Annotated in this window: 23 protein-coding genes; 12 read left to right on the top strand and 11 right to left on the bottom strand. The window is 38.5% G+C overall.

Features of this window, described 5'->3' with window-relative positions; genetic code table 11:
- Positions 1-318: 318 nt before the first annotated feature.
- From TREPR_RS10405 to TREPR_RS10360, 9 genes are all read right to left on the bottom strand, one after another.
- On the bottom strand, positions 319-510 hold the full coding sequence (locus TREPR_RS10405) for a hypothetical protein (RefSeq protein ID WP_015708275.1): 192 nt from the start codon (positions 508-510) through the stop codon (positions 319-321).
- Positions 511-861: 351 nt separating this feature from the next.
- A complete protein-coding gene (locus TREPR_RS10400; RefSeq protein ID WP_015708274.1) occupies positions 862-1,926 on the bottom strand; it encodes a hypothetical protein in 1,065 nt (354 codons plus the stop codon).
- Between the two features lie 39 nt (positions 1,927-1,965).
- Complete coding sequence (locus TREPR_RS17890) at positions 1,966-3,552, bottom strand: leucine-rich repeat domain-containing protein (protein WP_015708273.1); 1,587 nt, start codon at positions 3,550-3,552, stop codon at positions 1,966-1,968.
- Positions 3,553-3,876: 324 nt separating this feature from the next.
- A complete protein-coding gene (locus TREPR_RS10390) occupies positions 3,877-4,458 on the bottom strand; it encodes a 2'-5' RNA ligase family protein (protein ID WP_041611139.1) in 582 nt (193 codons plus the stop codon).
- Positions 4,459-4,805: 347 nt separating this feature from the next.
- On the bottom strand, positions 4,806-5,321 hold the full coding sequence (locus TREPR_RS10385; protein ID WP_015708270.1) for a hypothetical protein: 516 nt from the start codon (positions 5,319-5,321) through the stop codon (positions 4,806-4,808).
- A 234-nt stretch (positions 5,322-5,555) separates the two neighbouring features.
- Positions 5,556-6,587 carry a helix-turn-helix transcriptional regulator gene (locus TREPR_RS10380; RefSeq protein ID WP_015708269.1) on the bottom strand — a complete coding sequence of 344 codons (1,032 nt, stop codon included), beginning with the start codon at positions 6,585-6,587 and terminating at the stop codon, positions 5,556-5,558.
- 495 nt (positions 6,588-7,082) lie between these two features.
- On the bottom strand, positions 7,083-7,352 hold the full coding sequence (locus TREPR_RS10370) for an STAS-like domain-containing protein (RefSeq protein ID WP_015708266.1): 270 nt from the start codon (positions 7,350-7,352) through the stop codon (positions 7,083-7,085).
- A 1-nt stretch (position 7,353) separates the two neighbouring features.
- Positions 7,354-7,908, bottom strand: a complete 555-nt coding sequence (locus TREPR_RS10365; protein WP_015708265.1) for a hypothetical protein — start codon at positions 7,906-7,908, stop codon at positions 7,354-7,356.
- A 78-nt stretch (positions 7,909-7,986) separates the two neighbouring features.
- Positions 7,987-9,663: an ATP-binding protein gene (locus TREPR_RS10360; protein ID WP_015708264.1), complete on the bottom strand. Its 1,677-nt coding sequence runs from the start codon at positions 9,661-9,663 to the stop codon at positions 7,987-7,989.
- Positions 9,664-9,904: 241 nt separating this feature from the next.
- Between TREPR_RS10360 and TREPR_RS10355 the strand changes: the two genes are divergently transcribed.
- The 10 genes from TREPR_RS10355 (at position 9,905) to TREPR_RS10305 (ending at position 21,835) form a co-directional block, all read left to right on the top strand.
- Positions 9,905-12,382, top strand: a complete 2,478-nt coding sequence (locus tag TREPR_RS10355) for a hybrid sensor histidine kinase/response regulator (protein ID WP_015708263.1) — start codon at positions 9,905-9,907, stop codon at positions 12,380-12,382.
- Between the two features lie 241 nt (positions 12,383-12,623).
- Positions 12,624-13,478, top strand: coding sequence for a hypothetical protein (locus tag TREPR_RS10350; protein ID WP_015708262.1), 855 nt, complete (start codon positions 12,624-12,626; stop codon positions 13,476-13,478).
- On the top strand, positions 13,478-14,062 hold the full coding sequence (locus TREPR_RS10345) for a hypothetical protein (RefSeq protein WP_041611137.1): 585 nt from the start codon (positions 13,478-13,480) through the stop codon (positions 14,060-14,062). Before TREPR_RS10350 ends, TREPR_RS10345 begins: the two co-directional genes overlap by 1 nt.
- Positions 14,063-14,085: 23 nt before the next feature.
- Positions 14,086-14,898 (top strand): hypothetical protein, encoded by an 813-nt coding sequence (locus TREPR_RS10340; protein WP_015708260.1) that lies wholly within the window; start codon positions 14,086-14,088, stop codon positions 14,896-14,898.
- 14 nt (positions 14,899-14,912) lie between these two features.
- On the top strand, positions 14,913-17,894 hold the full coding sequence (locus TREPR_RS10335) for a DUF4116 domain-containing protein (protein WP_015708259.1): 2,982 nt from the start codon (positions 14,913-14,915) through the stop codon (positions 17,892-17,894).
- Entirely contained in the window at positions 17,894-18,478 is a 585-nt protein-coding gene (locus TREPR_RS10330; protein WP_015708258.1) for a hypothetical protein, read from the top strand. The genes TREPR_RS10335 and TREPR_RS10330 overlap by 1 nt, the downstream gene beginning before the upstream one ends.
- A 1-nt stretch (position 18,479) precedes the next feature.
- Positions 18,480-18,719: a hypothetical protein gene (locus TREPR_RS10325; protein WP_015708257.1), complete on the top strand. Its 240-nt coding sequence runs from the start codon at positions 18,480-18,482 to the stop codon at positions 18,717-18,719.
- 52 nt (positions 18,720-18,771) lie between these two features.
- The gene (locus tag TREPR_RS10320; RefSeq protein ID WP_015708256.1) at positions 18,772-18,957 is read left to right on the top strand and encodes a hypothetical protein; all 186 of its coding nucleotides are present in this window, start codon (positions 18,772-18,774) and stop codon (positions 18,955-18,957) included.
- A gap of 502 nt (positions 18,958-19,459) precedes the next feature.
- Positions 19,460-20,323: a hypothetical protein gene (locus TREPR_RS10310; protein ID WP_015708254.1), complete on the top strand. Its 864-nt coding sequence runs from the start codon at positions 19,460-19,462 to the stop codon at positions 20,321-20,323.
- Between the two features lie 93 nt (positions 20,324-20,416).
- A complete protein-coding gene (locus TREPR_RS10305; RefSeq protein WP_245534719.1) occupies positions 20,417-21,835 on the top strand; it encodes a DUF2779 domain-containing protein in 1,419 nt (472 codons plus the stop codon).
- 103 nt (positions 21,836-21,938) lie between these two features.
- Here the strand turns inward: TREPR_RS10305 and TREPR_RS10300 are convergent, their stop codons facing one another.
- Both TREPR_RS10300 and TREPR_RS10295 read right to left on the bottom strand, forming a co-directional pair.
- Complete coding sequence (locus TREPR_RS10300) at positions 21,939-22,853, bottom strand: hypothetical protein (RefSeq protein ID WP_015708252.1); 915 nt, start codon at positions 22,851-22,853, stop codon at positions 21,939-21,941.
- Positions 22,854-22,892: 39 nt separating this feature from the next.
- A complete protein-coding gene (locus TREPR_RS10295) occupies positions 22,893-23,093 on the bottom strand; it encodes a hypothetical protein (RefSeq protein ID WP_015708251.1) in 201 nt (66 codons plus the stop codon).
- Positions 23,094-23,333: 240 nt separating this feature from the next.
- On the opposite strand from TREPR_RS10295, the gene TREPR_RS10290 reads away from it, so the two are divergent.
- Positions 23,334-25,751: a leucine-rich repeat domain-containing protein gene (locus TREPR_RS10290; RefSeq protein ID WP_015708250.1), complete on the top strand. Its 2,418-nt coding sequence runs from the start codon at positions 23,334-23,336 to the stop codon at positions 25,749-25,751.
- Positions 25,752-25,833: 82 nt separating this feature from the next.
- The gene (locus tag TREPR_RS10285; protein ID WP_015708249.1) at positions 25,834-26,310 is read left to right on the top strand and encodes a hypothetical protein; all 477 of its coding nucleotides are present in this window, start codon (positions 25,834-25,836) and stop codon (positions 26,308-26,310) included.
- Positions 26,311-26,313 lie beyond the last annotated feature (3 nt).

The raw sequence follows: 26,313 nt of genomic DNA, 5'->3' as shown, positions 1-26,313 counted from the left end.
TTAATCATTAGCCCATGAAGTTCACGTCTAATCTGGTATTCCACCAATAAATGTAAAGTTGTATTTCCAATGCCTTAAACCGCCATCAAGAAAGGCTTTATAAGTATCGTTCTTTTAATACTAAAACAAATAACCCAACCAGTACCTTCTTAATAATTTTCATAAAACTATCCTTTATTTTAGTCCGGTCTATCTATAATGCCTGATGCCATGTTAGCAGGGGCAAGACCGGATATTTGATACAATATACCCCAGTTGGTTTGTCATGGAGTGCTAAGCCAGATAAAAAAAATACAAATATTTTGCGATTTTTAAGCCTTAAAGCAAGGTGGTTAGCAAGTTCCCCGTTCCAACCAGCCGCTCGGAGCTGTCTTTCGTTTGGTCAGATTGCGGGTCATAGGTTCCTTTAAGCCAGCCGCTTTCATCGAAGATTTCAAGCCCCCCGTTAGATCCATTCCGTATGGTGCCGATTAAGCGGCCATTCGCATCTTTCAGTTCCTGTGTTGCCATGATTGCCTCCATAAGTTTATATCTTTAGTATATCAGGCTGGTTTGTCATAGAGTGCTAAATCAGATAAAAAAGTGATATTTTAAACAGAAGGCTGCCATTAAGCAGCCCCCTTCGTCTAAGGTTTCCTATAATACGGAAGAAATGAAACTGCCCAGTGGGGGATGGTAGTTATAACAGCCGGCGGCTATTTTTGCCTCCTTTCGGAATCAGCGCGAAGCACTTGGGATTTTGGCACTGTTTGAGCGCTGAAACGCATGGGTCATCATTCTGAATCTCCTAAACATAAGATTGCGGGGGTAGATATACCTCGCCCGTTAGATTAGATCAATGTTTTTGGTAACCAAAAAACATTAAGATTCTTTTACCTTTACTCCGTTTAACAATTTATAAATAGCTTCGCTTACACATTTAAAATCTTCGATGATAATATTATCAATATATACCGATTTCTCTGTAAACTTTCTTTTAAAGACTGACAGAATATCATCATAAAGTTTTTCTGGCATTTTTTTTGTTTTTAGCTGGGATTTTAATGGATTTGCAATTCTCAAAGAATCAACAAACAACCAAAAAATAGCTATATCTTTATATCGCATACTTAGACCGCTTGTACCCATCACTATTGAACAATCGTCATAATTTTCCCAAATATTTATGATTTGAGTAATATGCTCATTCTGTTGTGTTGTGCCTCTGGATTTCATTTCTTCGACAGTTGTTTTTCCTATACCACTGGATACTCGTTTTTTTGAGGAATTGGTATGAATAGTACTTGTTGGATTGGTATGTTGTGGGACAAATACAATCGTTGCATTAGCTTTATATTTTTTTATTTCTACCATTTCAATATATAAGCCGCCTAATTTTGAATTCATAAATTCAATCGTGCCTTTTGTGATATCATCAATTTCATCGGCTACCGCCAAGAGGTAAAAATTTCCTTCTTTGAGGTTATTATATATCGTTTCCTGGATATTTTCATTAGAGATATCATCATAATCTGAATTTTCATTTTTTAAAATTGATAATGCCTCCAATAGAGATTTATTTTTATATTTGGTTTCTTTACATCTTTCACTGTTAAAATAATTGCGTGCATAAGTATCCAAATCATCAAAATTTTTGTTTTGAAGAGCTGATCCGTATTCAAATATTTGAGCAATCAAATATCTCATATCAGGGTTATCTTTTCTCTTGCATTCAACAATTACTGGTATTCCAGACAAAGTAATTCCCAATACATCTATTCTGTGAGTTTCACGCCCAATTATTAATAAAGGCGAATCAAAAATAGAACTAAGCTCAATAATACCTGGCTGGTTTTTAACTAATTCTTGTATCTCCAGCTCATTATCATATTTTGTACTAAAAAGAATATTGCTTATATCGTTTTCATAAAGAACTATCCTGTCCATTTTTATACCTCCAAAAGATAGAAAATCACATTATTCTTACTATTCCCTGACTGTTATCTTACCAGGGCAACCATAAAAAGCAGTTAGTTCAATTTTTACGCCCTTTGGTATACTAATTTCCATGAGGTTATTGCATCTAAAAAAGGCACTACTTCCAATATTTGTAATGCTGTCTGGGAGAAAAATAGTAACAAGGCTTCCACAATCAGCAAAAGCCTTCTCCTCAATACTGATGATGCCTTCCGGGATGTTAATGGCGGCTAGTTTCATACACCCGTCAAATGCATTTTCCCCGATGCCAATGATACCCTTTGGGAGAGTTATAGTGGATAGGCTCGTGCAGTGGTAAAATGCATAATTTCCAATATTAGTAACTCCTTCCGGGATGTTAATGGCGGCTAGTTCCCCACAATAAGCAAATGCCCCCTCGCCAATACTAAGGATGCCTTCCGGTAGGGTAATGGTAGAGAGGTTTCTACATCCGACAAATGCATTTTCCCCGATACCAATGATACCCTTTGGGAGAGTTATAGTGGATAGGCTCGTACAGTGGTAAAATGCATAATTTCCAATATTAGTAACTCCTTCCGGGATGTTAATGGCGGCTAGTTTCGTACAATAAGCAAATACCCCCTCGCCAATACTAAGGATGCCCTTTGGGAGAGTTATAGTGGATAGGCTCCAACAGTGGTAAAATGCATTATTTCCAATATTGGCAACTCCTTCGGGGATGTTAATGGCGGCTAGTTTTCTACACCCGGCAAACGCCCTATCCTCAATACTAGTAATACTTACCGGGAGAGTTATGGATGTTATGCTTGGCTGCACGGAAAATCCTCTTCTGTTTTTTAGTGGTTGCGATTTCAAAATCGCCTCAATAACAATAACGAAACGTTTCGGGGGTGGTGGCTTCGGGGGTGGCTTCGAATATAAGGAAAATGCCCCCTGCCCGATACTGGTAACGCCATCTGGTACTGTTACGACCTCACTACTCCCAGTATACTTGGTTAATAGCCCATCATTAATTATATAACCGTCTGCTTCCAATTTTAGCTTATAAAATTCTTCTATGCTTTTAAAATTATCTGGTATATCACTTAGTAGATCCGCATTATTTTTTATTAATGATATCAATAATTCTTTATCATTACGAACAATTTGAATATTTGAAAGAAATGCTGCATGAGCATCATCATCTTTAATGGTTCGTAATATACCCAATAATAAAAATAACTTATCAGGTGACAAAGTATTATTTTCTCTATTTATATTAATATAATAGAGAATTGGCTTAACGACACGTACTTGGCCCTTTAGCCACTTAATATGACCATTATTCAATAATTTTTCAATTGATGCAGCCCATCTTTTTTTATAATCTACACCTTCATTTTCATAAAGACAATAAAACCATTTATCTAAATCAAGGCTGTTTTTATCTGCGTTACTAAGTGAACAATCTGGATTTGCTTCTAGGTGGCGGAAATGGGATCTCATATCTTTCGGATGAACAAAAGATGACGGACGATCGCATTCTAAACAATAATAAATTTCATGGCGAATCGCCTCTTCAGGAGTGATTATTTCATATTTATCTTTACCTACAGAAATTTTTGCATAAAACATCTTTCAGTTTCTCTTTCCTCCCTTATTAACAGGTTACAGCCTACGCTAGCCACAAACTTCATCAACAATTAGTCGGATTTTGGGAGCCTGATGCGATAACGGCATCTCGATTCTCGCCCGCAAAATTCACTTTCTATGATTGTATCTTTATAGGGTAAAAAGGTCAACAAGCGATTTTTTGGTACTATCTGAACACTCTAAAGCCAGAGTTTTCCTTGGTTTTCTAGATTTTTGGTATATAAGCCGAGCAGCATCAATTTTTTTGGACAAAACCAGAGGAGGATCTTTATAACTCCCAGGAATTTAAAGCCTCTTTATTGTATTTCATATCAGCCTTGCCGATCTTTGCAGTACATACACACCCTCAGAAATCCGTTTATCAGAAATATAAATAACAACCTTATTAAATCTACACTCAAGAGGCTCTAATTCCAATTTCTTTATCCGGCCATTAGGCAAAGTTGGCCTTCTACGGCGATCTTTGCGCACCAAAGTAATATAGGGACTCTTGAATTGGGTATATTTATTTGATATCAAACCGTTCATTTTGTCGGCAATTCTGCCTGAAAGTTCTGCTATTCTATCGCCTCCCTTTTCAAAGGTTAGCCCCACGGTATTTCTGTTTCCATAATAACTTTGATCTTTTGGAAAAGTTTCAAATCTTCCCGTAACACCTACGATAAGGCCAAACCCAAGCACCTCTTGTTCAATTGCCATACACACATGCTCAACATCAATAGGATCGCCTACTTTTCCAAAATACCCCAATGTAACCCGCCATTCCTCTCTGTCCAGCCACCTGTAGTGCGGCGAAGACTTGGACAACGTTTTTCTCAATGGCCCAGTCTTTTTGTCAAGTTCGTCCTTAAAAGGACGCAACAAAGGCAACGCTATATTTATACGCATAACTCCCTTTTAGCGCGGCGGCTGCCGCGCTATTCAATCGAAGTGAAACGCAGTTTCACATAACACCCTCATTATTAAAAGGGGGTGGATATCCATAGTTGAATATGAAAGACACAATCCTCTCGGATTGGCGCATGATACAAACCATACTAAGTTTTAAGTGTAATAATTATCTGATTTTTTTGTTCTTTCCTGTTCTCCAGACAATTTTACCACTCTCGATGGTTGTTTATATTTCTCACAGAAAACAGGATAGAAATCCCCTGGAATTAACATTCCAGGCAGGTTCAGTATTTGTACCACTTCCTTCAATTCAGCGCTATGGAATTTCGCACCCCCTAAAAACCCTATGTTAAAGCCTCTTCGATCTTTGAGGCGTCAAACTCGACGTTAATCTTTGCATTATGCTTCGAAAGTTTTACCTCAATTTGTACGCTTTCATTTTTCAGCGCATTATACTTCTCAACCATACTTGGCTGGTCAAGAACAAGAACCTTGGTAATTTTTGTCATTTTTTCACTGCCGTACCCTTCCGGATATTCATACTCAAACCTCTTACCTTCCCTGCATTTCAGAACAATGCCTGAATAAAAAGCAAGTTTTTGTTTGAGCGCTTCCATACGAACAAGGTCAAGCCGATTTTCCGTATTGGCATTTTCAATGGCCTCATTTAAGGTACATAGTAAATCCATGAGAGTATCCGTAAGCTCAATAGTTTCCTTGAGCGTTTTCCCATCCAGGCGCCATGTATGTTCTTCCCCTCCTTCGGTTTTTTCATACTCGGCACTAGCTACCCTTTCTTTCAGGTCTCTTATTCTGTCCTTAAGACGGTTTCGTAAACGAAATGATTCATTTATATTCATGATCTCTCCTTTAAGTTACATTTATTATTGAAATCTTAAAGGCTAAAGTTGTTTCTATAAGGTCGATGTTTTTAGCGAATAAGCCCCGGTCTTCGACTGAACGGTCTCCGCATATAGAGGGGAGGGCAACTTTTTTGCCCATCCCTTTGTATATACACTTTACCACTGTTGGTTTGTCATGGAGTGCTAAACCAGAAAAAAAGATAAAAATTGATCAAAAATAAATTATCGGGGTTAGGTCACCTTATTTCGGTGCTTCCGCATTCCCTCAACATTCTGCTCCCATTCTTTCACCAATTCGGGCGGTTCAAGTGGAAAAGCGCCGGAACCATAGGAAAGTACCCACCACAGGACTTTTTTGAACTGTGCGCTGGTAAAATGAATGATGATTCCATCCCCCTTTTCCGCTTTTTTAATTTTCTGATTTGAAGCCCATTGCCGTTCCTCAATGTACCGGGCTGTATCGTTGGAAAACCATATTTTGAAGTAATATTTTTTCCCCAGGTAAACGCCAAAATAGCTGCCGTCATGGTTGCAAAAAAAATCATAATTGGGGGACAGTTCAAATGTTTCGTTGGTGAGTGCGGCATTTTCCATTCGGGACAGTGAGAATGTACGGACTGCCTTGCGTTCTTCTGCATAACCGTAGAGATACCACATACCGTCCTGAAAAAGAAGCTGGTATGGCCTTACAAGCCGGGTTTTGTAGTCCCTATCGTCCATTCCCTGATAATCAAAGGTGATGAGATGGTTCTCCCGAATGCCGTCGATGATGGTCTGCCACAATTCAGGTTTGACCGGCGCGGATGCAACCGGGGGAACCACTACACGTTTTTCATACCAAGGGGATTTATCAGCCTGTCCGGGGGGAGCTTTGCCGGGTGTTCCGGTGTCATCCTGAGTAAGGGGTAAAGTGATCTCGTCTAAAAGGCGTTTAGCCGAATCATAAAGCGGCGTATCCTGGTAAAGCCTCAAAAGTGATTTTGCCATGCCGAGGGCGAGCATGTCTTCGGCGGCGGCATAGCGGGCAGGGAGCCTGAATGTTTTTTCGGTGTAGTAATAGCCACGATGCCGAGCATTATACTCAATCGGGGCTTCAAGAAAATTGCGCATATAGTCAATATCCCGGTGAATAGTGGCCTTGCTTGTTTCATAGCCTTTTGCCAGTTTATCAGCGTTGGGGTATTTGCCGGAGGCAATTTCGCGGTCAATGTGATAAATCCGGGCAAGGGACGCTCTGGGCAGACTTTTTCTTTGTTCTTTCATGTTGCTATTATATACCGGATTGGTTTGTCATGGAATGCTAAAGCAATTTTTTTATAGCGGCCATTTCCCATAAAAATATGGGAAATAGTCTTCCCGCTTCTCAAGCTCTGTTTTACGCAGCAAATCCTATCCATTGAACCGTATCCATAACCAAAACTTCATCACGGCAATAAGCCAGCAGTTTTTCAATAGAAGGAGCAGCGTGGGCCGAGTTGTGTCGGTTTCTGGCGCCTACGGCATTTTGGCGCTGTTATTCCCGGCTGGAAGGGGATAATGTAATTCAAAAAAAGGGAAAGCTTCCCAAAAAAGAAGCCTTCCCTTTTGGGAAGGACGAATCCTTCCCGCCGTTTGCGCTGTTGAAGTCACCGACCCGGCCAATTCCGGAGCTCTTCAACCTGCCATATACAGTATAAGCAAAACCCGAAAAATTGTCAAAACTATTTTTTTCTTGACCTGATTTCCCTTGAAATTCCGTACTGAATCTGCGTCCCTTTATCACTCTGATAAAACAGTTTTTAACGAAGCCTTTACAGAGGGATTTTCTGTATTTATATATTGTATTGGATTTTTGTATTCTGATTTAATACCAGAAATAAATTCATCTACCCATGAAGGGGTTAATACTTTTATTTCGTTAAAATCAAGAATAATATCATCCTTTAGGGCAAGTTCCTTAAACACATATGCTTTTGCCATTAAAAATGCTTCCTTTCCTGCCGGTCGGGAAATGAGAATATCTCCAAAGTTATTTATTTTTACAAGCATTTTATTTTCCTCCATTAAACATAATAATTACCAAACAACCCAATAACGGAATTTCATTTTCATAAATAGCTAATCCGGTATTGTCTATTGAACAACAGCCCGAACCGGATTGAAAATATAAATGCCAGTTATTTTGTTGAATGTTTTCAGAAACGAATTTTAATCCATTTCCTCTATTTTCGGGTGATCTCCCTGAAATTCTTTTTGTAAATGCTATCTCTATAGCTTCTGTATCTGATGTAATTGAGGGCAGGACAGGCAGTAGCGACTGTTTTACACCTTTTCCATAATCTGCTAATACAATGTATTTTTCTCGATATAATAAATTACAATATACACCCCGGGGATAATTATTTTCAAATACAAAATTATGATCAAATGTATTGTTCCCGATTTCACCAATTATAGCTGCTTCTAAATACTTTCCCGTTTCCAAAGTGTAACTCTGTATGCGTGTGGCGAAAATATCACGGGTTTTAGAAAAATGCTCGTTGTCTTTCCCGAAACAATTTTTCATTTCAGAAACAACTGCTTTTACAATTTCATGCTCTATCATAAAGTTTTATCTCCGTGTAAGGATATGCTTTTTTTAGTATAATTTCAAGTGGGCGCATACCCCGGACCCCATTTTGGCTCACCCCACCTCAAACCCTATGGTCTTAGTTTTGTCCTTTACCATCACTTCCTCTTCGCAGAACCGGATAAGCCGTTCCGGGTCTGCTTCAATGCCCGAGAGCAGGGAAGACACAGTTTCCTTGCGGATGATATTTTCTATCTGGCCCCCTGAAAAATCAAAACGCTGGGCCAGGGTTTCCGCATGAACTTCTGTAAGGCCCGGGAGATTGCTTTTCCAGATGGCGGTTTTTGCCCGGATGTCGGGTTTTTCAAATTCAATTTTGTAGAGAAAGCGGCGTTCAAAGGCCTTGTCCAGGTTGTCTGCCATGTTGGTGGTGGCAATGAGGATGCCCCCGGCGAGGTCTTCCATCTCCTGTAAGATGATGTTCTGAATGGCGTTTTCGGTTTGGGCAGGGCCCCGGCGGACTTCGCCTAATTCCTGGCGTTTGCCTAATACCGCGTCGGCCTCGTTAAAAAAGAGGATAGGAGTAAGGCCTCGGCCTTTGATCAGGCCATGGTAGCGGTCGAAAATTTCCTTGATCCGTTTTTCGCTTTCCCCAAACCACATACTTTTTGTTTCCGATATATCTACCAGCATGATGTCCCGGCCTGTCTCTCTGGCCAGAGCGTAGACCGTTTCTGTCTTGCCGGTACCGGGGGCGCCGGTGAAAATACAGGTAAAGCCCGAACGGAGGTTCTTTTCCGCAAACCGCTGTTTAATGGCGGCAAAGTTTTCTTCCCGCAATAAAGATCCCAATTCCTTTATGCAGCGATCCGTTTTTTCATTGTAGAACAGATCCCGGGGCTTTAGCGTTTCTGCTTTGATAAGGTTTCTGCTCTGTTTGCTTTTTTCTTTCAGGTTAATATCGGCGAGAAAGACCTCCCTGGCCTTTGGGGTAAGTTTATAGTATTCGGTATCCGCCATACCCCGGTCACATTCGTTTTCGATAAGTCCGGTTTCAAAAAGTTGATTATCGCGGTTCCTGAATTTTGTTGCCAGAATACGGCGGCCTAAATGTTTAAAAATAGACTGCAAGGTCTTGAAGGAAATATTTTCCTTATCCTCAATATATGAGCAGCAGAAAAAAAGCAGTAATACCGTGGCATTTATCCTGATGGACAGGGTTTTTATACCCTTTACAAAGTTTATTTTTTGGTTTGAATTAAGCAGAATTTTTAATTCGGATTCCAGGCTATTCCTGGTAATAGTGGAATTCCTGAAGGATTCTAAAAGTTCTCCGGCGGTTTCAAAAAATTCTTCCGGCGTAAGGCTGCTATAGGGGGCATAGCGGTATTCCTTTTCTGCGCGGAGGGCTTTTATGACATCCAGGGGAATACTGTATGAAGGAAAGCTGGAACCGCCGCTTCTTTTGCTTGAAAAGTCTTCCCAATCTTTTTCAGGCCGGATAAGGTGTTTTTGTTCCAGGGCTTCAAAATCGTCCAGGTATTTAAGGAACTGTATTCTGCCGCATTTGATTTTATCCGCAATGGTATTGATAGAGATGGCCCCATTACCGCATTCATCCAGGAGCAGGGTAAAAAGAGCCGCCTGGGTTGGGGTTATAGAGAAAAGATCGCCTACCGCTGCAAGGTCTTGTGCCGCATCGGCAAAAAAAGCTGCATCCAGGGGATGATAGGCGGAATGGCTTATGATTTCTTTGCAATGATCGAGTACACCGGTGGTTTCTTTGTTCATTTTGTATCTCCTTGTTTCTGTAACACAGTATAAGCAAAAGCCGAAAATTTGTCAGAAATTTTTGTTTTTTGATCTGAGGTATTCTTTTAGCGTTTTTCAAGCCCCTAATTTCGTAGTACTTTACAGCCTTACTTTGTATGTGCTAGGCTTAATTTTCACTATTTTGTTCATTTTTGGCTGTAATTTCCGGTTTTTTCTCAAAATGTCCTGCGATGGTTTCTTTTGGGGAGATAATAGGCGCGTGAATAACAATTCGTTACAAAACAGGCTGCTGTATGCCATACTTTTGCCCTGTGTCGCGGCATTGCTTATCAGCGGCGTTTTGGTCATTGTGGCACTGGTGAACATCCGCGCCGCTACGTCGCACGGCAAGTTTGATATAGGTCGTATCGCGGCGGATAGTATCATGGTCTCTCTGCTGGATCAGGGGATTGACGATACCTCCAGCCTTGTCCGGATGAATGCCCGGATTATCAACGATGATCTGGAAGACATAGCCGGGGATATTGTCCTGATAAAAGACTCCATAGAGAAAATGTATCAGGAGCCGGACGCCTTTAAGCCTGTTCCGATCCCTAATTACCGGGATATCCCGCCGGGGCAGCTTCAGATCCATTGGTTTTTCGATCCCACCATGCAAAAAGATCGCCGGTTTGACGCAAGCGATTTGGAGCGCGCGGGTTTATTGGAGGAAACCTACCTGCTTGGCAATGCGGGGCGGCTGCTCTCCCTGATCATGGAAAAAAACCCCGATATCTCCACCATGTTTATTACCACAGCCTCGGGGATAAATATTCAATACGATAAAGATGCGGCGTTCAAAGCGGACATACCCGTCGATATGCTGCCTATCATGCGGGAGCGGTACTGGTACACCGCCGCGAAAAACTCAGGCGCCCTTTATATTTCCGACGCCGAACGGGATTCAGCGGGGCGCGGGCTTGCCACTACCATCTCGGTTCCCTTTTATGGGAAGGATGGTACGTTTAAGGGTGTAACCGGTCTGGATATCAAAATTGAAAATTTGGATAAAAATATACAGTCCACCGTGGTAGGCGAAAACGGTTATGCCGTTTTACTGAAAAGTACAGAGGACGATACAAAAATCATTTCCGCCCCGGGCCTTGGCGATATGGAAGAATATGAGGTTTCTGATTTTCTTGGGGACGATGCGGAAAGCCTTATCGCAGAAATACGGGCGGAACCCTTTGGCACGGTACGCGCCGTGGTGCGAAGCTCCCCGCGCAACTTGCAGCGAAGCTCCCCGCGCAGGGATGGTGAGCCGGTTGATTCATACATCATGTGGGCCCCCATAGAGCTGACCGGCTGGACCCTTGCCTACATACTCCGGGTGCAGGACATTGCCGGCCTGGCGAATAATACCAGCGGAGAAGTATTGCGAATGGCGAAATCCATCGCGGATAATGTTGATTCAACTATCAGGATTATTACCGTGATTTGGGCAGCCCTGCTTTTGCTTGTTATCCTTGTTGCAATATTTGTATCCAGGTTTCTTTCCCGTAAAATTGCGAAGCCGATTAACGACGCGTTTGTTGCGAAAGAACAGGCGAATATTGCGAAGAGCCAATTTCTTTCGAACATGAGCCATGAAATCAGGACGCCCATAGGCGCCATCATCGGCATGACAAGCATCGCGAAGGCTTCTGCGGATTTGTCCCGGAAGGATGATTGCCTCAATAAAATTGAGGGCGCCTCCCGGCATCTTCTTGGGGTGGTCAACGACATACTTGATATGTCAAAGATCGAGGCGGGCAAACTCGAACTTGCCTGTGTGGATTTTGATTTTGAAAAGATGATTCGGAATATTGCCTCTATGATCAATTTTCGGGTTGCTGAAAAAAAACAGGTTTTGACCGTTCATATTGACGAAGCCATACCCCGCAATTTGCGCGGGGATGATCAGCGCCTTTCCCAGGTCCTGACAAACCTTTTGGGGAACGCAGTTAAATTCACTCCCTCTGGGGGTGGCATTTACCTTGAAGCGCGTTTGCTTGGAGAGGAAAATGGCAGTTGCCGCATCCGGGTGAGCGTGAAAGACGAGGGGATTGGCATCAGCGCTGAGCAAAAAGACCGGCTGTTTCATGCTTTCCAGCAGGCCGAAAGTGACACCTCCCGCAAATACGGCGGCACCGGCCTTGGACTGGTCATTTCAAAAAACATTGTTGAAATGATGGGCGGGGATATCAGTGTGGAAGCCGAGCTGGGACATGGTTCTGAATTTTCGTTCATAGTGCTGCTTGAGCGCGGGGATGCCCTTGCAGAGGATGAACATGGCACGCTGGATATGCAGATGGACAATGCCGGCGCCCTTGAAGGTTTTACGGTACTTATTGCCGAAGATGTGGAAATCAACCGGGAAATCGTGGCGGCCCTTTTGGAACCGACCCTTTTGGCCATAGACTTTGCAGAGAACGGGGAAAAAGCGGTGGAGATGTTTCAAAGCAATCCGGAAAAATACAACATGATACTGATGGATGTGCAGATGCCCAAAATGGACGGGTTTGAAGCTACCCGCCGTATACGCGCTCTCCCTATCGCGGCCGCAACTGTGCCTATTGTGGCGATGACCGCAAATGTATTCCGCGAGGATATAGAAAAGTGTATAGAGGCCGGCATGAACGACCATTTGGGAAAGCCCCTGGATTATGCGGTACTTTTAGAAAAACTGCGGCGCTACCTGAACAAAAAAGGGGCATGAGGAGCTTCCGGCCCAAATAACCCACGAATCTTTTGGCGCAAGTCTTTAAATAAATATGCTTTTGCCATAAAAAATGCTTCTTTCCCTTATAGGCTAGTTTTTAGTTGTTTCTCACTTTTCCCTTATTACTAAACATATGTATAGTAAAAGTCAAAAAAAATTATTCTTTTTTTTCAAAAACAGGCCATATCGAATTGAGAGATGAATTTTATTTTATAAAATCGCCTTATAAGGACTAAAAATGGAAAACGACGAATCAGCCTTCAGCCAAATTTTAGAGCGTCGAGACATACCCTTACGCAGGGTTTCTCCAACAGCCGGTTCCGGAACTTTAAACCAGGATGAAATTGCTCAATTATTGACCGCCATAAATCCCGAGCCTATGTTCTCAAATATTGAAAATATGGAGGATCTTTCACAATACTTAACGAACAGAAAACCGCCTGAGGATGCTTATGGTCTGTATACTCATGATGTAACAACCCTCAAGTTTTTTGATAATAAAAACAGCGAAAAAATACTTGCCGATATTGAGCAAAAAAATGAAGAGCAGGGCATGGGAAACAGAAAAATTCCCGGTACTAAAATCAAACTTATCAATTATTCCTATTGCCCCAAATGTAATACCATTTATAGTATGTCAGACTTAATGACATACTATGCCAATCCCAAAGAAGACCCACAATTTAAGAATATTAAGGAACAATGCCGGCAGGATACACGGGTTTGCTGCCATGAGTGTAGTACCTATTTTTTACCGACCCTGATTATTTCTGACGGTACCCCAAAGAATGAAATCCAACATCTTTGCCGGGTTCAAACTATTCATGGCATTGAGGTGTTCTATAAAACGGTATTTAAGAAACCTGTTCTTTCCAAAAGCCGGAGAAACATCGTACAGTATAAAAACACCAGAAATATCTGGAGTGATATTCTTCTCAAAGAATTGACGCCAAAGCCAACGCTTATTGGGAATTTGATACAGTATTCCCCTGCCAACTGTATTATTAATTTGGTTGAGGGTACCAATATCAAAAATGGAGATTTCCTATACGGTGGATGGGGTGGTTTGGATTATAAGGACTATTGGAAATAATGAAAAACATCAACCGCGGGGACTTTGAAACCATGGAGCTTTTATTGAGCAAGCCAAAGAATCGTTTTATACGGATTCAATCAAATACGAGTATCTGCAAAGAAAATAAAATAGTTTTGATACATTATACATTTTGCGGTACTTTTGAACTTGATTTAAATCGAATTTACTCACAGTCTATTAAAATGCAGGATTTTGTTATAGCAAAACCTAGTGGGTTATGGTTTTCTATGGAAAATGCTGATGGCTGGAAAAAATGGTGTATAGATAATGACTTCCATCCTGAAAAATTGAAAAGACAATTTAAAATTGAATTAAAAGAAAATGCCAACATACTCTCTATTAATAATGATAATGATTTTAACGAATTTGAAAAGAGATATCGTAAAATTGCAAGCGATGAAACAGAAAACAGTTTTCAACCGATAAAATGGTCTATGGTAATTAAAGATTATCAGGGCATTATCATCACAAAGTATTTTGAAGAAAGGCGGTTAAGCAGTATGTGGTATAATGGTTGGAATTGTGAGGGCGGCTGTATTTGGGATTTAAGGGCGGTAAAGGAGATAAGAATAATAAAATGAATATTAAGATATTGGGGTGATAAATGAAAGAAATTTTAAGCCAGGAAGAAATTGATCAATTGTTGGTTGCCATAAACCCCGAACCTATCGACCCAGACCGTCTAGCCATCACAACCGGTAATGGTTTTGTAAACATTGAAAATTTGGATGATCTTTCACAATACTTAATGGACAGAAAAACGCCTGAAAAAACCTACGGCTTATTTAATCATGACATAACAACCATCAGCTTTTATGATAATAAAAACGGGGAAAAAATTCTTGCCGATATTGAACAAAAAAATAAAGAACAGGGAATGGGAAACAGAAAAATTCCCGGAACTAAAATTAAACTTATCAACTATTCCTATTGCCCAAAATGTAATGCCGTTTATAGTATGCAGGATTTAACAGATTATTATGCGCATCCAAAACCAGATCCGCAATTCAAGAATTTGGCGGAACAATACCGTCAGGATACAAGGATTTGCTGCCATGAATGCGGCGCCTATTTCTTACCGACTTTAATTATTTCCGATGGCACTCCAAAAAATGAAATCCAGCATCTTTGCAGAGTTCAGACAATCCAAGGTATTGAAGGGTTCTATAAAGAAGTATTTAAGGAAAATGTCCTTACAAGGAATAAAAAAAACTTTATTGAATATGGAAATACCAGGAATATCTGGAATGATATTCTTCTGGAAGAATTAACACCTAAACCAACACTGATTGGGAATTTAATACAGTATTCGCCTGCTAATTGTATTATCAATTTAGTTGACGGTACTAATGTGAAAAAGGGCGATTTGTTATATGGTGGATGGAGCGGATCGGATTATGAGGATTATTGGAAATAAAGAGGTAATTTAATATGAATGAATATTTTGAATTTGAAGATGGTACATTTTGGGCGGCTCGTTCTCTTGGCAATCAATTTTTTATCGAACAAGGTGAAATTAACAATTACCTGGATCCGGAATGCATGGTTTACGATACAGATAGCAATCCTCGCTATCATTCTGTTTTAATCAAGACTTTCTCAAATGAGAAAGAAGTTGAATCTGAAGGACAGCAGGAAGCTAATGAAAAAGCTAAAACTGCTCTTTTGAAAGATGCTCTCTTTTGGGAGGAAGCGTTGTTCAGAAATCCTCTGCTGCTTTTTTTTATGCCATCGGAACTTAAGACATCAGAATTATGTTTGAAGCTTGTTAAACGCAATGGGTTAGTTCTGCGATATATTGAATCTGAAAAAAAATCAGAATTGCCTTGTTTTTATGCAGTACGTGAAAATCCTCGTGCACTTGAATTTGTACCTGATCAAATTAAATGCTGTGGGGTACCTGGTATTAAATTATGTATGATGGCTGTAAAAGATTACGGTAAAACATTGCAATTTGTTCCGGAATCTGTAAAATCAGAAGGATCACAAGGGATTGAAATTTGTAAATTAGCGGTATTTTCCGATGGTTATGCCCTACGTTATGTCCCTGAAAAATTAAAAGATAAAGACTTATGTATAAATGCTGTTAAAAATAATGCTTTTGCCATTAACTATGTACCTCAGAAACTTAAAACAAAACAATTGTGCGGGTTAGTATTCAAATCTAAACAAAGAAATTGGGGTTACTTTGATAAAGATATACCTCCGCTTTTAAGTTCAGTCCCTGAAGAATATATATCAAAAGAAATGTGTTTTGAAGCTGTTGATATCGATCCACCTTCTTTGAAGTATGTACCCAATAAATTTTTAAATGATAAAGTGTTTATTAAAAAACTTTATAAAGTAGCTGTGGAAAGGAATGGATGTGAAGCATTAAAGCATATACCCGCCAATTTTATAGATTCAGAATTATGTATTTTAGCAGTTAATTACCCTATTGATATTGATATTAATTTGATTCCCGAACAGTTCAGAACCAGGCAATTGTATCTTGATGCAATTAAAAATGATCAATGTGCTGATGTTATTAAACAAATTCCGGAGGAATTTAAAACCTTTGATTTTTATCATGATGCGGTTAAACTTAATGGTAATGCATTACAATATATTCCGTTAAAATATCAAAATGAAGAGATGTATTTTGATGCTGTACGAGAAACAGGATGTGCTATAAAATTTGTGCCCTTAGAATATCAAACTGCTAAACTTGCTCTTGAGGCAATTAAACATGAGAAATATGGCATGGCATTTTCTTATATTAAGGATAATCTTAAAACAAAAAAAATGTGTTATGATGTCATAAAGAAAAATGGACTAATGATTCAAGATGTACCAAAAAAATATCTCACAAAGAGTTTTTGCCTTCTTGCGGTAAAGAATCATTTCAACGTTTTTAAATATTTACCACGTGAATTTAAGACAGAGGAATTTGCACTTGCGGCAGTAAGTAAATTCAGCATGGGATTGCAGGAAATTCCGGAAGAATTAAGAACAAAAAAAGTATGTCTTAAAGCAATAAAAAATTCGTCATTGGACAAAAATGTACTTAAATATGTACCAGAAAAATACTTAACTCCAAATTTCTGTTTGAAAACCGTTAATCAAAGCCCTGATAGTTTAAAATATATACCCGAACATTTCAAAAGCTTAGGACTGTGTTTTGCTGCAGTTCTTGCAGGAAAATGGGAAGGAAATGTTTTGAGTTATATCCCTAATGAGATAAAAACCAGAACATTCTGCATGATGGCTATTAAAATAGACAGAGGCAATTTAAAAAACATTCCTGATGAGTATAGGACAAAAGACCTTTACGTGAATTTAGTTAAAAATGATGGTTTAGCATTAAAGTATGTACCCGGTAATTATATTAATAAGGAGATGTGTTTATCTGCTGTTAAACAAAATGGCTATGCATTAGCCGATGTTCCGGTTTCTTTTCAGGATGCAAAACTTTGTCTTGCTGCTGTACAAAACGATTTCAATGCTTTTGGATTTGTCAATAAAGCATATTTAACTCAAGAACTGTGTTTTGCGGCCATTCAAGATTGGACTGCCGGACTGGTTTTTAGACAAATTCCCGATGAATTTAAGAGTTTTGAATTGTGCTTAAAAGCTCTACAGAAATGTTATTATATGGTGGGTATTTCACAAGAAATAACTGATTACCTCCGTGAGCATTATAATATACCTAATTTGTTAATTGATATGGTACAAACTAATGCATTTGTTCTTGAAGTTTTAACGCCTGAAGATAAAACATATGATCTATGTCTTAAAGCGGTACAACAAAATGGGAAAGTTTTAGAGTATGTAAATGAAGAGTTTATGGACTTTAATCTTTGTTATTCCGCTGTCTCTGAAGAGGGTGTCGCACTTCAATTTGTTCCCAAAAATTTAGTTAATAAAGAATTATGTCTTCGGGCACTGCAAAATAATCCTTATGCATTAAAGTGGATTCCTTCTCATTATTTAAATACCGAAATTATTATTGATGCAATTATGCGTGAAGGAACTAATCTACAATATATTAACGAAGATCAAAGAACTATTGAATTATGTAAAATTGCACTAGAGCAGAATCCATATGCATTAGAATTTATTCCTGAGCAATTTAAATCAGATGGACCAGAAGCTTTTGATTTACATTTCTCCGCAGTAAGCAGAGAAGGATATACTTTAAATTATGTACCTAAGCAATTGCGAACTAGCGAATTATGTCTCATGGCAGTACAAAATTCATCAATTGCTTTGGAATTTATCCCTGCCAAGATGCGTACTCCAAATATTTATGCAGAAGCTTTTAAATCAAACAAATTTGATTTAAATATTTTTAAAGATCTTACATTTTCCGTTAAACAATATGAAAAACTCTATATGGAATTATTATCAATCTATAAGGATGATTTGAAATAATGAAGACAATTAAACGGTGGGACTTTGAGGGTCATGATATTTTGTCCGAAAAACAGCAGACTCTTTTTATAAGATTGCACGAAGTATTCATAAGAACATTTACATCTATTCTGTCAACAATGTTTGCTGTTAAATCAATAGTAAGCGTAACAAAATGTCATCAATGTAAATATGAGGAATTCATAGGGGAAAATAAGAATTTTAAGTTTCTGTTAGAGGAAATATTTGATATTCAGGGCAAGGAATATAATGTTTTCCTTGATATTGACGCTGTATTTTATTCAATGATTTTGGACAAACTATTTGGCGGAAAGGCGAAGGTTGTTGGTAAAATTGACAGGATAACTGAAATTGAAGAAGCAATGCTTATAAAAAAGTTTGACGAGACATTTCGCCTTATATTTCAAAATACCCAAAACAAAAGTGTTATCATTAATTCATTTTTAGAAGCATCCTCTTTAAATGGAGGGTTAAATAATAACGGCGTTGTTATTACTATCAATATAGCTATTGATAATATAGAAACCGGCATTAAAGTTTTTTATCCTGAATATTTTATTAAAAACGTAATGGAAAAGAATTGAAATGAATTTTAAAGAAGCCATCGTTAGTTTTATTAAACGTAGAATATATATATTACAAAATACTGGAAAAGTAACAGATGAAAATATGCCTGATTTTATTACTCTGTTAAGAGAAGAAGGATTATGCGATGAAAAAATACTTAAACGATTAGTCCCTATTTTAACAAAGAGTTTTCAAAAGGGAACTAAGGATACGATGAAACTTTTAAAGTATTGGCATAGTTTAGATAATGTTATGTAATCTATTCATAAGTTAATAAATGCCAAAGGGTATAGATTTTTAGGAGGATACAATGATAGTAATAGAAGAGTTAGCACGAATATATGTTCGTGAGAAGTATGGGATGGAACTTCCAAAAGAGTTTCATGGAATTTCTTATAGGTTCAGCAAAGAGGAGGTGAAACTGGTAAAAAATATTTTAGATGAAAAACCATTGACAATCCCGGATTCAAATGCGAAGTGCAACGAAGATTTGTAGGGTGATTTGAACCAAGGGTAATCTGGTTGCTATATAAAAATTTCTTTTCATAAAATATTTACTTCATCGGCTTTGAACCAATAAAGGTAAAAGACAGCCCATATTGATATCGTTCCCGAGGAAAAGTCCTTGGGCTGGGCTATGGTTGTGGTCCATTCATTGCCTTCACTATCCTTTATGGTGATTTGAAGAAATTGAGGCTTTGGGATCTCTTTTGGCAGGTTCCGGCATGGGTGGCTTCCTTTTTGGTTGACCATCCCCTAAAATATTGACATAAGGTAGATTTTTTTCAATATATAATTGACAAAAACATCTGATTTTGGTAGGATTTTCTTTGTATCTGCGGAAAGGCTAAGGATCCGGTTAAGGTTGCATCTGCTGGGAAGAAGCCTGTAGGGAAGAAATAGAGATAGGTGGTCATAGGTCTCCATTTTATAGGATTGTTCTGATTAGCAGGTAGTTTATATTGCTGTTTTCTTGAACTTTATAAAGGGGTATTATTTTGGCTAAAAGGACAAATCCTTCTGATGTTGCAAATGCTTTTATTCGTTGCTTATTAAGTAATATAAGCGAAAATTATGGCGGCTTTTCGGATGAAGATGAAGAAAAAACAAAAACAAAGTTTGAAAACAAATGCATTTATTCTGGAAAAGACTTAGTAGATGGTAACTATTCTTGGGATCATTTAATACCGATTAATAAAACTAAATGTGGGCTTCATCTCTTTGGTAATGTTGTTCCAGTATTAAAAGAATATAATTCGAAAAAGAGTGGAAAATCCTATATTGAATTTATTAATAAACACGATCTTTTTCAAGATTTGGAACCTGATGAGAAAGTCAAATTAATTAAAAAAATTGAAGATTTTCAATTTAAAAGTGGTTATTCTGCTAAGGTTGAAGTTATTGGTAACCTGCAAGAAATGTGTAAGGAAGAATATAATAAAATTACAGAATTGTGTAATGAAAATGGAATAAAATACAGTCAAATAATTGTAGATAATAATAAAGGTATATTAAGTGCATACTCTACCGAAACGTCAAAAGGAAATTATACGGTAGAAGATTTGAAGAGTATTAAAACTAAAATAAAAAAATGGAGTAAAAAGCCTGATTTTAATCATCATAAAATAATTGCATTATTTATTGAAAAGACTGAGGATAATCCAGAGAATGGTTTTGATTTGAAAGAATTTATTGATGCAATCGGGAATTGTAAATATTCTCAAAATCCTCTAGCTACTATCAGAAGTTTGATGACAAGTAAGGGGCATGCTTATGGTAAAATATTTATGGAAGAAAAGGGGAAAATTAAATTTATTTCAGAAATAGATGAGCAAATAAGGAAATTACCTTGGAAATTGTAAATTGTCTTTCTTTTATTCATCTAGCATCATAACATTATGAACCTTTCCAAATCCCGTTATTGCAGCGGCTTACAGTGTACCAAAATTCTCTGGATGCAGAAGAATATACCCGATGAATATGATGATGGAGTGATGAACCAGGGGATACTTAATACGGGTAATGAGATTGGTGATTTAGCCATGGGCTATTTTGGTACATTTTCCGAAGTTCCCTATAATGCTGACAAATTTCTTATGATTGATGATACTAAAAAATTACTTGAACAAAAGACAAAAGTAATCACAGAAGCCTCCTTTTCCTACGAGGGTAATTTCTGTAGTGTGGATATACTTCATTTGGTTAAAGACTCGTTCGAAATAATAGAAGTTAAAAGTTCCACAGGAATAAATCCCATTTATTATGATGATATGGCCTTTCAATACTATGTGCTTTCCGGATGCGGTCTCAAGGTCAAAAAAATATCCCTCATGCATATCAACAATCAATATATCAGGCAAGGCAAACTTGACCTGAAAAAATTATTTACTGTTGAAGATTGTACCAATGAAGTTTTAGCTAAACAAAAAGATATAGGAAATCAGATAGCCGCCCTAAAGAAAACTGCCGAACAAAAAGAAGAACCTGATATAGATATAGGCCCACATTGTAGTGACCCCTATGAATGTGGTTATAGCGGCTACTGTTGGAAACATATTCCTGAACAGAGTATATTTTCCATTGCACGTTTGGCAGGGAAAACTAAATTTGATTATTATAACCAGGGAATAATCAGTTTTGATGATGTCTTAAAAAATAACATTTCTCTTTCGGAAAAGCAGCAGCGTCAGGTTGAGTCAGAAGCCAGGAGCTTGGATCCAACTATCAATAAAAAAGAAATCAAGTCATTTTTAAAAACCTTAACATTCCCCTTATACTTCCTGGACTTTGAAACTTTCATGCCGGCCCTCCCTCCATTTGACGGCTGTTGGCCTTATATGCAAATCCCTTTTCAATATTCTCTGCATATACTCAAGAGTCCGGATACAGAGGCAGAACATCATGAATTTTTAGCCAAAGAGGGAACAGATCCACGCCGTCCCCTGGCAGAAGCCCTTTGTAAAGATATACCCCGGAAGGTCTGCACCCTGGCTTATAATAGTGGATTTGAGAAAAGGGTAATAAAAGACCTTGCTGATTTGTTCCCTGATTTATCTAATCATCTCCTTGATATACAGAGCCATATTAAAGACCTCATGACCCCTTTCCAGTCTCATGCCTATTATCGACGGGAGTTTCAAGGATCCTATTCAATTAAAACAGTTTTACCAGGACTGTTCCCTGATGATCCTGAACTGGACTATCATAACCTTGAACTAATTCAAAATGGCGGTGAAGCCATGACTGCTTTTCCCGGGTTAGAAAAGAAACGTCCGGAAGAAATCACCGAGATCCGGCAATCCCTGCTTGCTTATTGCCGGCTTGATACTTTGGCAATGGTAAAGATATGGGGATATTTGAAAGAATTAGTATAAGTTATACTTCTTTAATAAACTCATCAATACCCTTTTCAAAAGCGGTTTCATCTATATCCGGAAAGTCACAATTATCCATTTTATTCTTCCTATTAACTAATAATTAAATCACTCTTATTTCAATAGATTGAAAAAGTAATGCCCTTATCTGACTATCTATTAGTTTTAAGCCATCAAAGCCATCATAAACGTTAAATTTATGTTTAAATAAATGTTCATTTATGCCATCATATAAAAAAGATAGATCGTATATATACTCAGTATATTGGTTGTATCCATTGGGGTAGTTGTCAAACATTAACTTTTTTATACAGATTTTTGTATTCATAGGATCAAACTTATCTATAGTGGAAAGATCCAACCAGTTTTCTATTATTTTCCCATCTAATGATAATATATTTGATTCTACCATGAATCTATGTAATGTCTCCGGTGGGTAAAAAGGCATACGCATACTTGAAAACAGCATTAGATAGGAATAGGCAACAGCTAGTGCTTCTTCATTCAAGGAATAAGGTTGAACATTTTTGTGGGTTACCCTTAAAATATCACAAAAATAATGAAAATATTCGTGATATATAGTTTTCATTACAACGGCAACTCCTATGGATATGACTTCGGCTATGTCCAAATCATCTAACTTTTTTCGTTTCCTGTTACTTTTAAGAGTTCTAAGAATCAGTTGCAAAAGCCTGGCAAGATTTTTGGAATTTAGAGTAATATACCCTGGGCTATGCATGGGATGATATGATCCAAACCAATCATCTATATCCTCCCCTTCGGTATATTTTGGCTCAAACTCCCTCATTGCAGCAGAGGCAGAATCTATTGCGCTTTTTTCGTCCTTGAGTCTTTTATTAATTACAGTCATTAGCTTTTCAGCATCTTCTGCAAATCCAAATGCAAAATATTTTTCAGGAATACTTTCCATTCTTATTCCCAATGGAATTTTAAAACCCAACATCCTCAAGAGCATTTGGTTTAAACATTCTTCCAGTGCGTTATTAATTAATATCATTCATCTATAATCTCCATTATTATATTCCACCCAAACGTCCTACTCCAGTCTCATCAAAACCCCTGTCTGAAATCCAGTCACTGAACCCCACCCATAAAACCCAGGCTTGTCGTCTTTCTTCTTTTGCGGTGACCGAGACCTTTTCCGTTCACCTTGCTTTATGACGGACTCTTCCGTTTTCCCGGAAGCGGTAGGAGATTCTTCATTATAAAGGTTCCCCAATTTCTTGTCAATTTCCATGGTCACTCCTTCGTATCTAGTATTTCCACTTTCACTGTATCAAGGCAAATTGTTTTCTCAATGCGAAATATGCCATTTTCATCAAATTTCTGCAAATATTTAATGATAAATACTATACAAATATGAAGTAGATAGCAAAAAACTTCATTTTTTTTTCAAAAAACAGGCAATATGGTTTTGTGAAATACAATCGGGTTGATACCATAAATTAACAGGGAAAATGCTCTAGGGGGGCACACTATGTGGTTTGACGATTTAATTCTGGCTCTGGATGACCGGGCGCTGCAAAGGGTCTTTCGGGAAGTGGACCTCTGGGGGACCGCCGTATCGGCTTTTACAAACACGGAACCTAAAACTGTGGAGAAGATTTGCCGGAATTTCTCCCCCCGGATCGCCAGGTTGTTTCGGCAAGTAATAACCAATAGGTACCGGGATAACCAGAGACTGGATGATCAGGTAAAGATAGAAAGCATTGTCCGTCATCTCTCGGAGACCGGCGAAATTATTGGTCCCAAAGGTAATTTCCGGGAAGAATATCAGGCAGCCAAGGAAGCATCGCTTTTAGCACAAGAAAATAAAAGGAAGGAGAAGGATATGAAATTTGCCGACCTTATTGAGGCTGCGGTCAATGGCGACAAAATCCTTAAAGACACATGGAAATTTACCCTTAAGGATATACAGTTGGGCTTTGACGGTTTTAAGGACAGGCAAGGGGAGTTGGAGCAGATTAAGGGCCTGAAAATACAGTTGGAAGTAATCACCGGCGCCATTCTTCTGTTTGAGCTTGGTTGTTTGGAATCCCTGGATATTGATGGTTATGTTGAGAAAGAACCGGTCCTCCCCGAATCAATTGGTAAATGTATAAATCTAAAAAGATTAAGTTTTCCCAGCCACATCACCGAAATACCCGAATGGGTGCGTAATTTTACTAAACTTGAAAGTCTTGATTTTAATGCCAGTAGTATTACGGTTTTTCCTGAATGGCTATGGGAACTTCAAAGCCTTAAAAAACTTACCATGGGAAACCTTTCCTTTATACCCGACGGAATCGAAAAACTCACCGAGCTCAGAGAACTCGATGTATCCTATGGGACTTTTACTTCCCTGCCGGAGGGGATAGGAAAACTCACTGCCCTTACGAAGCTGAGTATAAACAATTCAAATGTTTCGGTCTTGCCTGACAGCATTGGCAATCTCCGGGAACTAGTCGATTTTAGTTTATACAGAACAGAAATCAGGGCCCTGCCAGAAACTATCGGGAATCTTTCTAAGCTATCTTCACTTAATTTAAGGGATTTACATATACAATCCCTTCCAGAAAGTATAGGAAACCTTTCTGGCCTTACCTCTCTTGATTTGTCGGGCCTGTATATACAATCCCTGCCGAAAAGTATAGGAAATCTTTCTGGCTTGCATTATCTTTCCCTAAAAGACACGAAGATATCAGCCCTGCCTGACAGTATCGGCAATTTCACCAACCTTACTAATCTTAATTTGGAAGGTACAGAAATTGACAGCCTGACGGAAAGCATTGGCAAAATTTCTTCTTTGAAGAGCCTTTCCTTAAAAAAATCAAAAATCAAAAATTTGCCTAATAGTATAGGAAACCTTGCTTCCCTTGCGGTGCTTGATCTTAGTTATACAAATATAGAAACCCTGCCCGATGGGATTACCGGCCTTTCCGCCCTTGAAATCCTCGATCTGGGACACACAAAAATTAAAAAGCTTCCCGATGCCATAGGGACCATACCGACTCTTTATAAGCTCATTTTAACCAATACCGAAATAAGAGATTTACCCGATTCTGTTTTGTCAAATGATCATTTGTATATCCCTAACAATGAACTAGTGCCGGCCCATGGCTCTCTAAGCTACGATGACTTCATAGCTCTCGCTCATAACGTTATCATGCTGGTAATGGCCCTTTCAAAAAAGGCGAGGCGCGAGGGGCTTCTGGCTCTGGAAGAGGAAATTGAAGATATTCACGATGAGTATTTTAAAACAGGCCTCCTCCTGGTGGTTGACGGTACTGATGCGGAAATAATTCGCCCTATTTTAACTAATTACCTTGAACGAGAGCACAATCATTACCGAAAGATCCTGCGGCGTTTAGAACTGGAGGGGATACTCGGTATACAGGCGGGGGATAGTCCGACAATTCTGTCCATTACTCTTAATTCAATAGTCCGCCTGCCCGGTCGTGGGTTTACGGAGGCCTTCACTAAATATCTGGATGGCGATATCGACGCATTCGATCACCTTCCTAATATGCGCTTCTATAAACGGCCCGAGCCCAGGGACCGGGAAGAAGTACGCTTTATTTGTCGAGCTATGGAATTTTCAGACAAGTCGAGGCGCGAGGGGCTTCTGGCTCTGGAAGAACTCCTGGACCGCAGAGCGATTGCAGATGGTGATCTATTTGAATACGGTATTGTTTTTGTTATCGATGGTTTTAGACAAACATCTATCACAGAAATTTTTGACAACATGATAGAGCAGGAAACCGATCCGGTTAAACAGAACTTAAGCCGCGCCAAGAAAGCGGCGGTACTCTCTATACAACAAGGAGATAGCCCCCGCTTTTTGTTCCTGACATTATTTTCATTCTTTGACGAGGAGATCCGGCAGATTGTAGAAAAAGAAATATTACCTGATTAGGAGTTATAAGTATTAGGTAATTTGTATTTGACACAGTATTGAGTCAATCGGTATTCGTGGCATAATTATAAAAGGAGAGTATATGGCAAATATTTTAAAACGCTTATATAAAGAATTAAATTTAAAAGAAGCAACTACAAATAGTCCTCTTGATCCAGATTCAGATGAAGCATTATATGAGATTGATGAGAGTGGATCAGGGCATGAATTTATTTGTGTAAAAAATTTTATTTGGGAAAGAAGCAAAAGTAATTTATGTGTTAAAAAAAGGGGATTTAGTTTTTATTACGTACGATATGCATATAGTGATCCTGATTTTATATATATTGGTGTAGCTCATTTGCCCAATAGAAATAAAGGCGTTGGTTGTATTCGTTTTGAACATGGAGAACCGGATATATTGTTTTTAACTGATGAAATATCCGTAGGTGGTACTACTAGAATTATTTCATCTTTACAAATTAATGAATTTACAAGAGATGGCAGTATTTATAAAAGAAGAAAGATAGCAAGACAGAAAAGAAATGAAAATATAGATGTAATGAAGCCAATAATTTAAAAA

The organism is Treponema primitia ZAS-2 (genome assembly GCF_000214375.1).
Taxonomy (GTDB): Bacteria; Spirochaetota; Spirochaetia; order Treponematales; family Breznakiellaceae; genus Termitinema; species Termitinema primitia.
The sequence above is the reverse complement of the archived record's forward strand: the minus strand, read 5'-3'. Positions and strand labels throughout refer to the sequence as shown.

Bases quoted from the DNA above. Each gene is read 5' to 3' on its own strand.
- TREPR_RS10405 (WP_015708275.1), bottom strand. From the start codon at position 510: ATGGCAACACAGGAACTGAAAGATGCGAATGGCCGCTTAATCGGCACC.
- TREPR_RS10400 (WP_015708274.1), bottom strand. From the start codon at position 1,926: ATGGACAGGATAGTTCTTTATGAAAACGATATAAGCAATATTCTTTTT.
- TREPR_RS17890 (WP_015708273.1), bottom strand. From the start codon at position 3,552: ATGTTTTATGCAAAAATTTCTGTAGGTAAAGATAAATATGAAATAATC.
- TREPR_RS10390 (WP_041611139.1), bottom strand. From the start codon at position 4,458: ATGCGTATAAATATAGCGTTGCCTTTGTTGCGTCCTTTTAAGGACGAA.
- TREPR_RS10385 (WP_015708270.1), bottom strand. From the start codon at position 5,321: ATGAATATAAATGAATCATTTCGTTTACGAAACCGTCTTAAGGACAGA.
- TREPR_RS10380 (WP_015708269.1), bottom strand. From the start codon at position 6,587: ATGAAAGAACAAAGAAAAAGTCTGCCCAGAGCGTCCCTTGCCCGGATT.
- TREPR_RS10370 (WP_015708266.1), bottom strand. From the start codon at position 7,352: ATGCTTGTAAAAATAAATAACTTTGGAGATATTCTCATTTCCCGACCG.
- TREPR_RS10365 (WP_015708265.1), bottom strand. From the start codon at position 7,908: ATGATAGAGCATGAAATTGTAAAAGCAGTTGTTTCTGAAATGAAAAAT.
- TREPR_RS10360 (WP_015708264.1), bottom strand. From the start codon at position 9,663: ATGAACAAAGAAACCACCGGTGTACTCGATCATTGCAAAGAAATCATA.
- TREPR_RS10350 (WP_015708262.1), top strand. From the start codon at position 12,624: ATGGAAAACGACGAATCAGCCTTCAGCCAAATTTTAGAGCGTCGAGAC.
- TREPR_RS10345 (WP_041611137.1), top strand. From the start codon at position 13,478: ATGAAAAACATCAACCGCGGGGACTTTGAAACCATGGAGCTTTTATTG.
- TREPR_RS10340 (WP_015708260.1), top strand. From the start codon at position 14,086: ATGAAAGAAATTTTAAGCCAGGAAGAAATTGATCAATTGTTGGTTGCC.
- TREPR_RS10335 (WP_015708259.1), top strand. From the start codon at position 14,913: ATGAATGAATATTTTGAATTTGAAGATGGTACATTTTGGGCGGCTCGT.
- TREPR_RS10330 (WP_015708258.1), top strand. From the start codon at position 17,894: ATGAAGACAATTAAACGGTGGGACTTTGAGGGTCATGATATTTTGTCC.
- TREPR_RS10325 (WP_015708257.1), top strand. From the start codon at position 18,480: ATGAATTTTAAAGAAGCCATCGTTAGTTTTATTAAACGTAGAATATAT.
- TREPR_RS10320 (WP_015708256.1), top strand. From the start codon at position 18,772: ATGATAGTAATAGAAGAGTTAGCACGAATATATGTTCGTGAGAAGTAT.
- TREPR_RS10305 (WP_245534719.1), top strand. From the start codon at position 20,417: ATGCAGAAGAATATACCCGATGAATATGATGATGGAGTGATGAACCAG.
- TREPR_RS10300 (WP_015708252.1), bottom strand. From the start codon at position 22,853: ATGATATTAATTAATAACGCACTGGAAGAATGTTTAAACCAAATGCTC.
- TREPR_RS10295 (WP_015708251.1), bottom strand. From the start codon at position 23,093: ATGGAAATTGACAAGAAATTGGGGAACCTTTATAATGAAGAATCTCCT.
- TREPR_RS10290 (WP_015708250.1), top strand. From the start codon at position 23,334: ATGTGGTTTGACGATTTAATTCTGGCTCTGGATGACCGGGCGCTGCAA.
- TREPR_RS10285 (WP_015708249.1), top strand. From the start codon at position 25,834: ATGGCAAATATTTTAAAACGCTTATATAAAGAATTAAATTTAAAAGAA.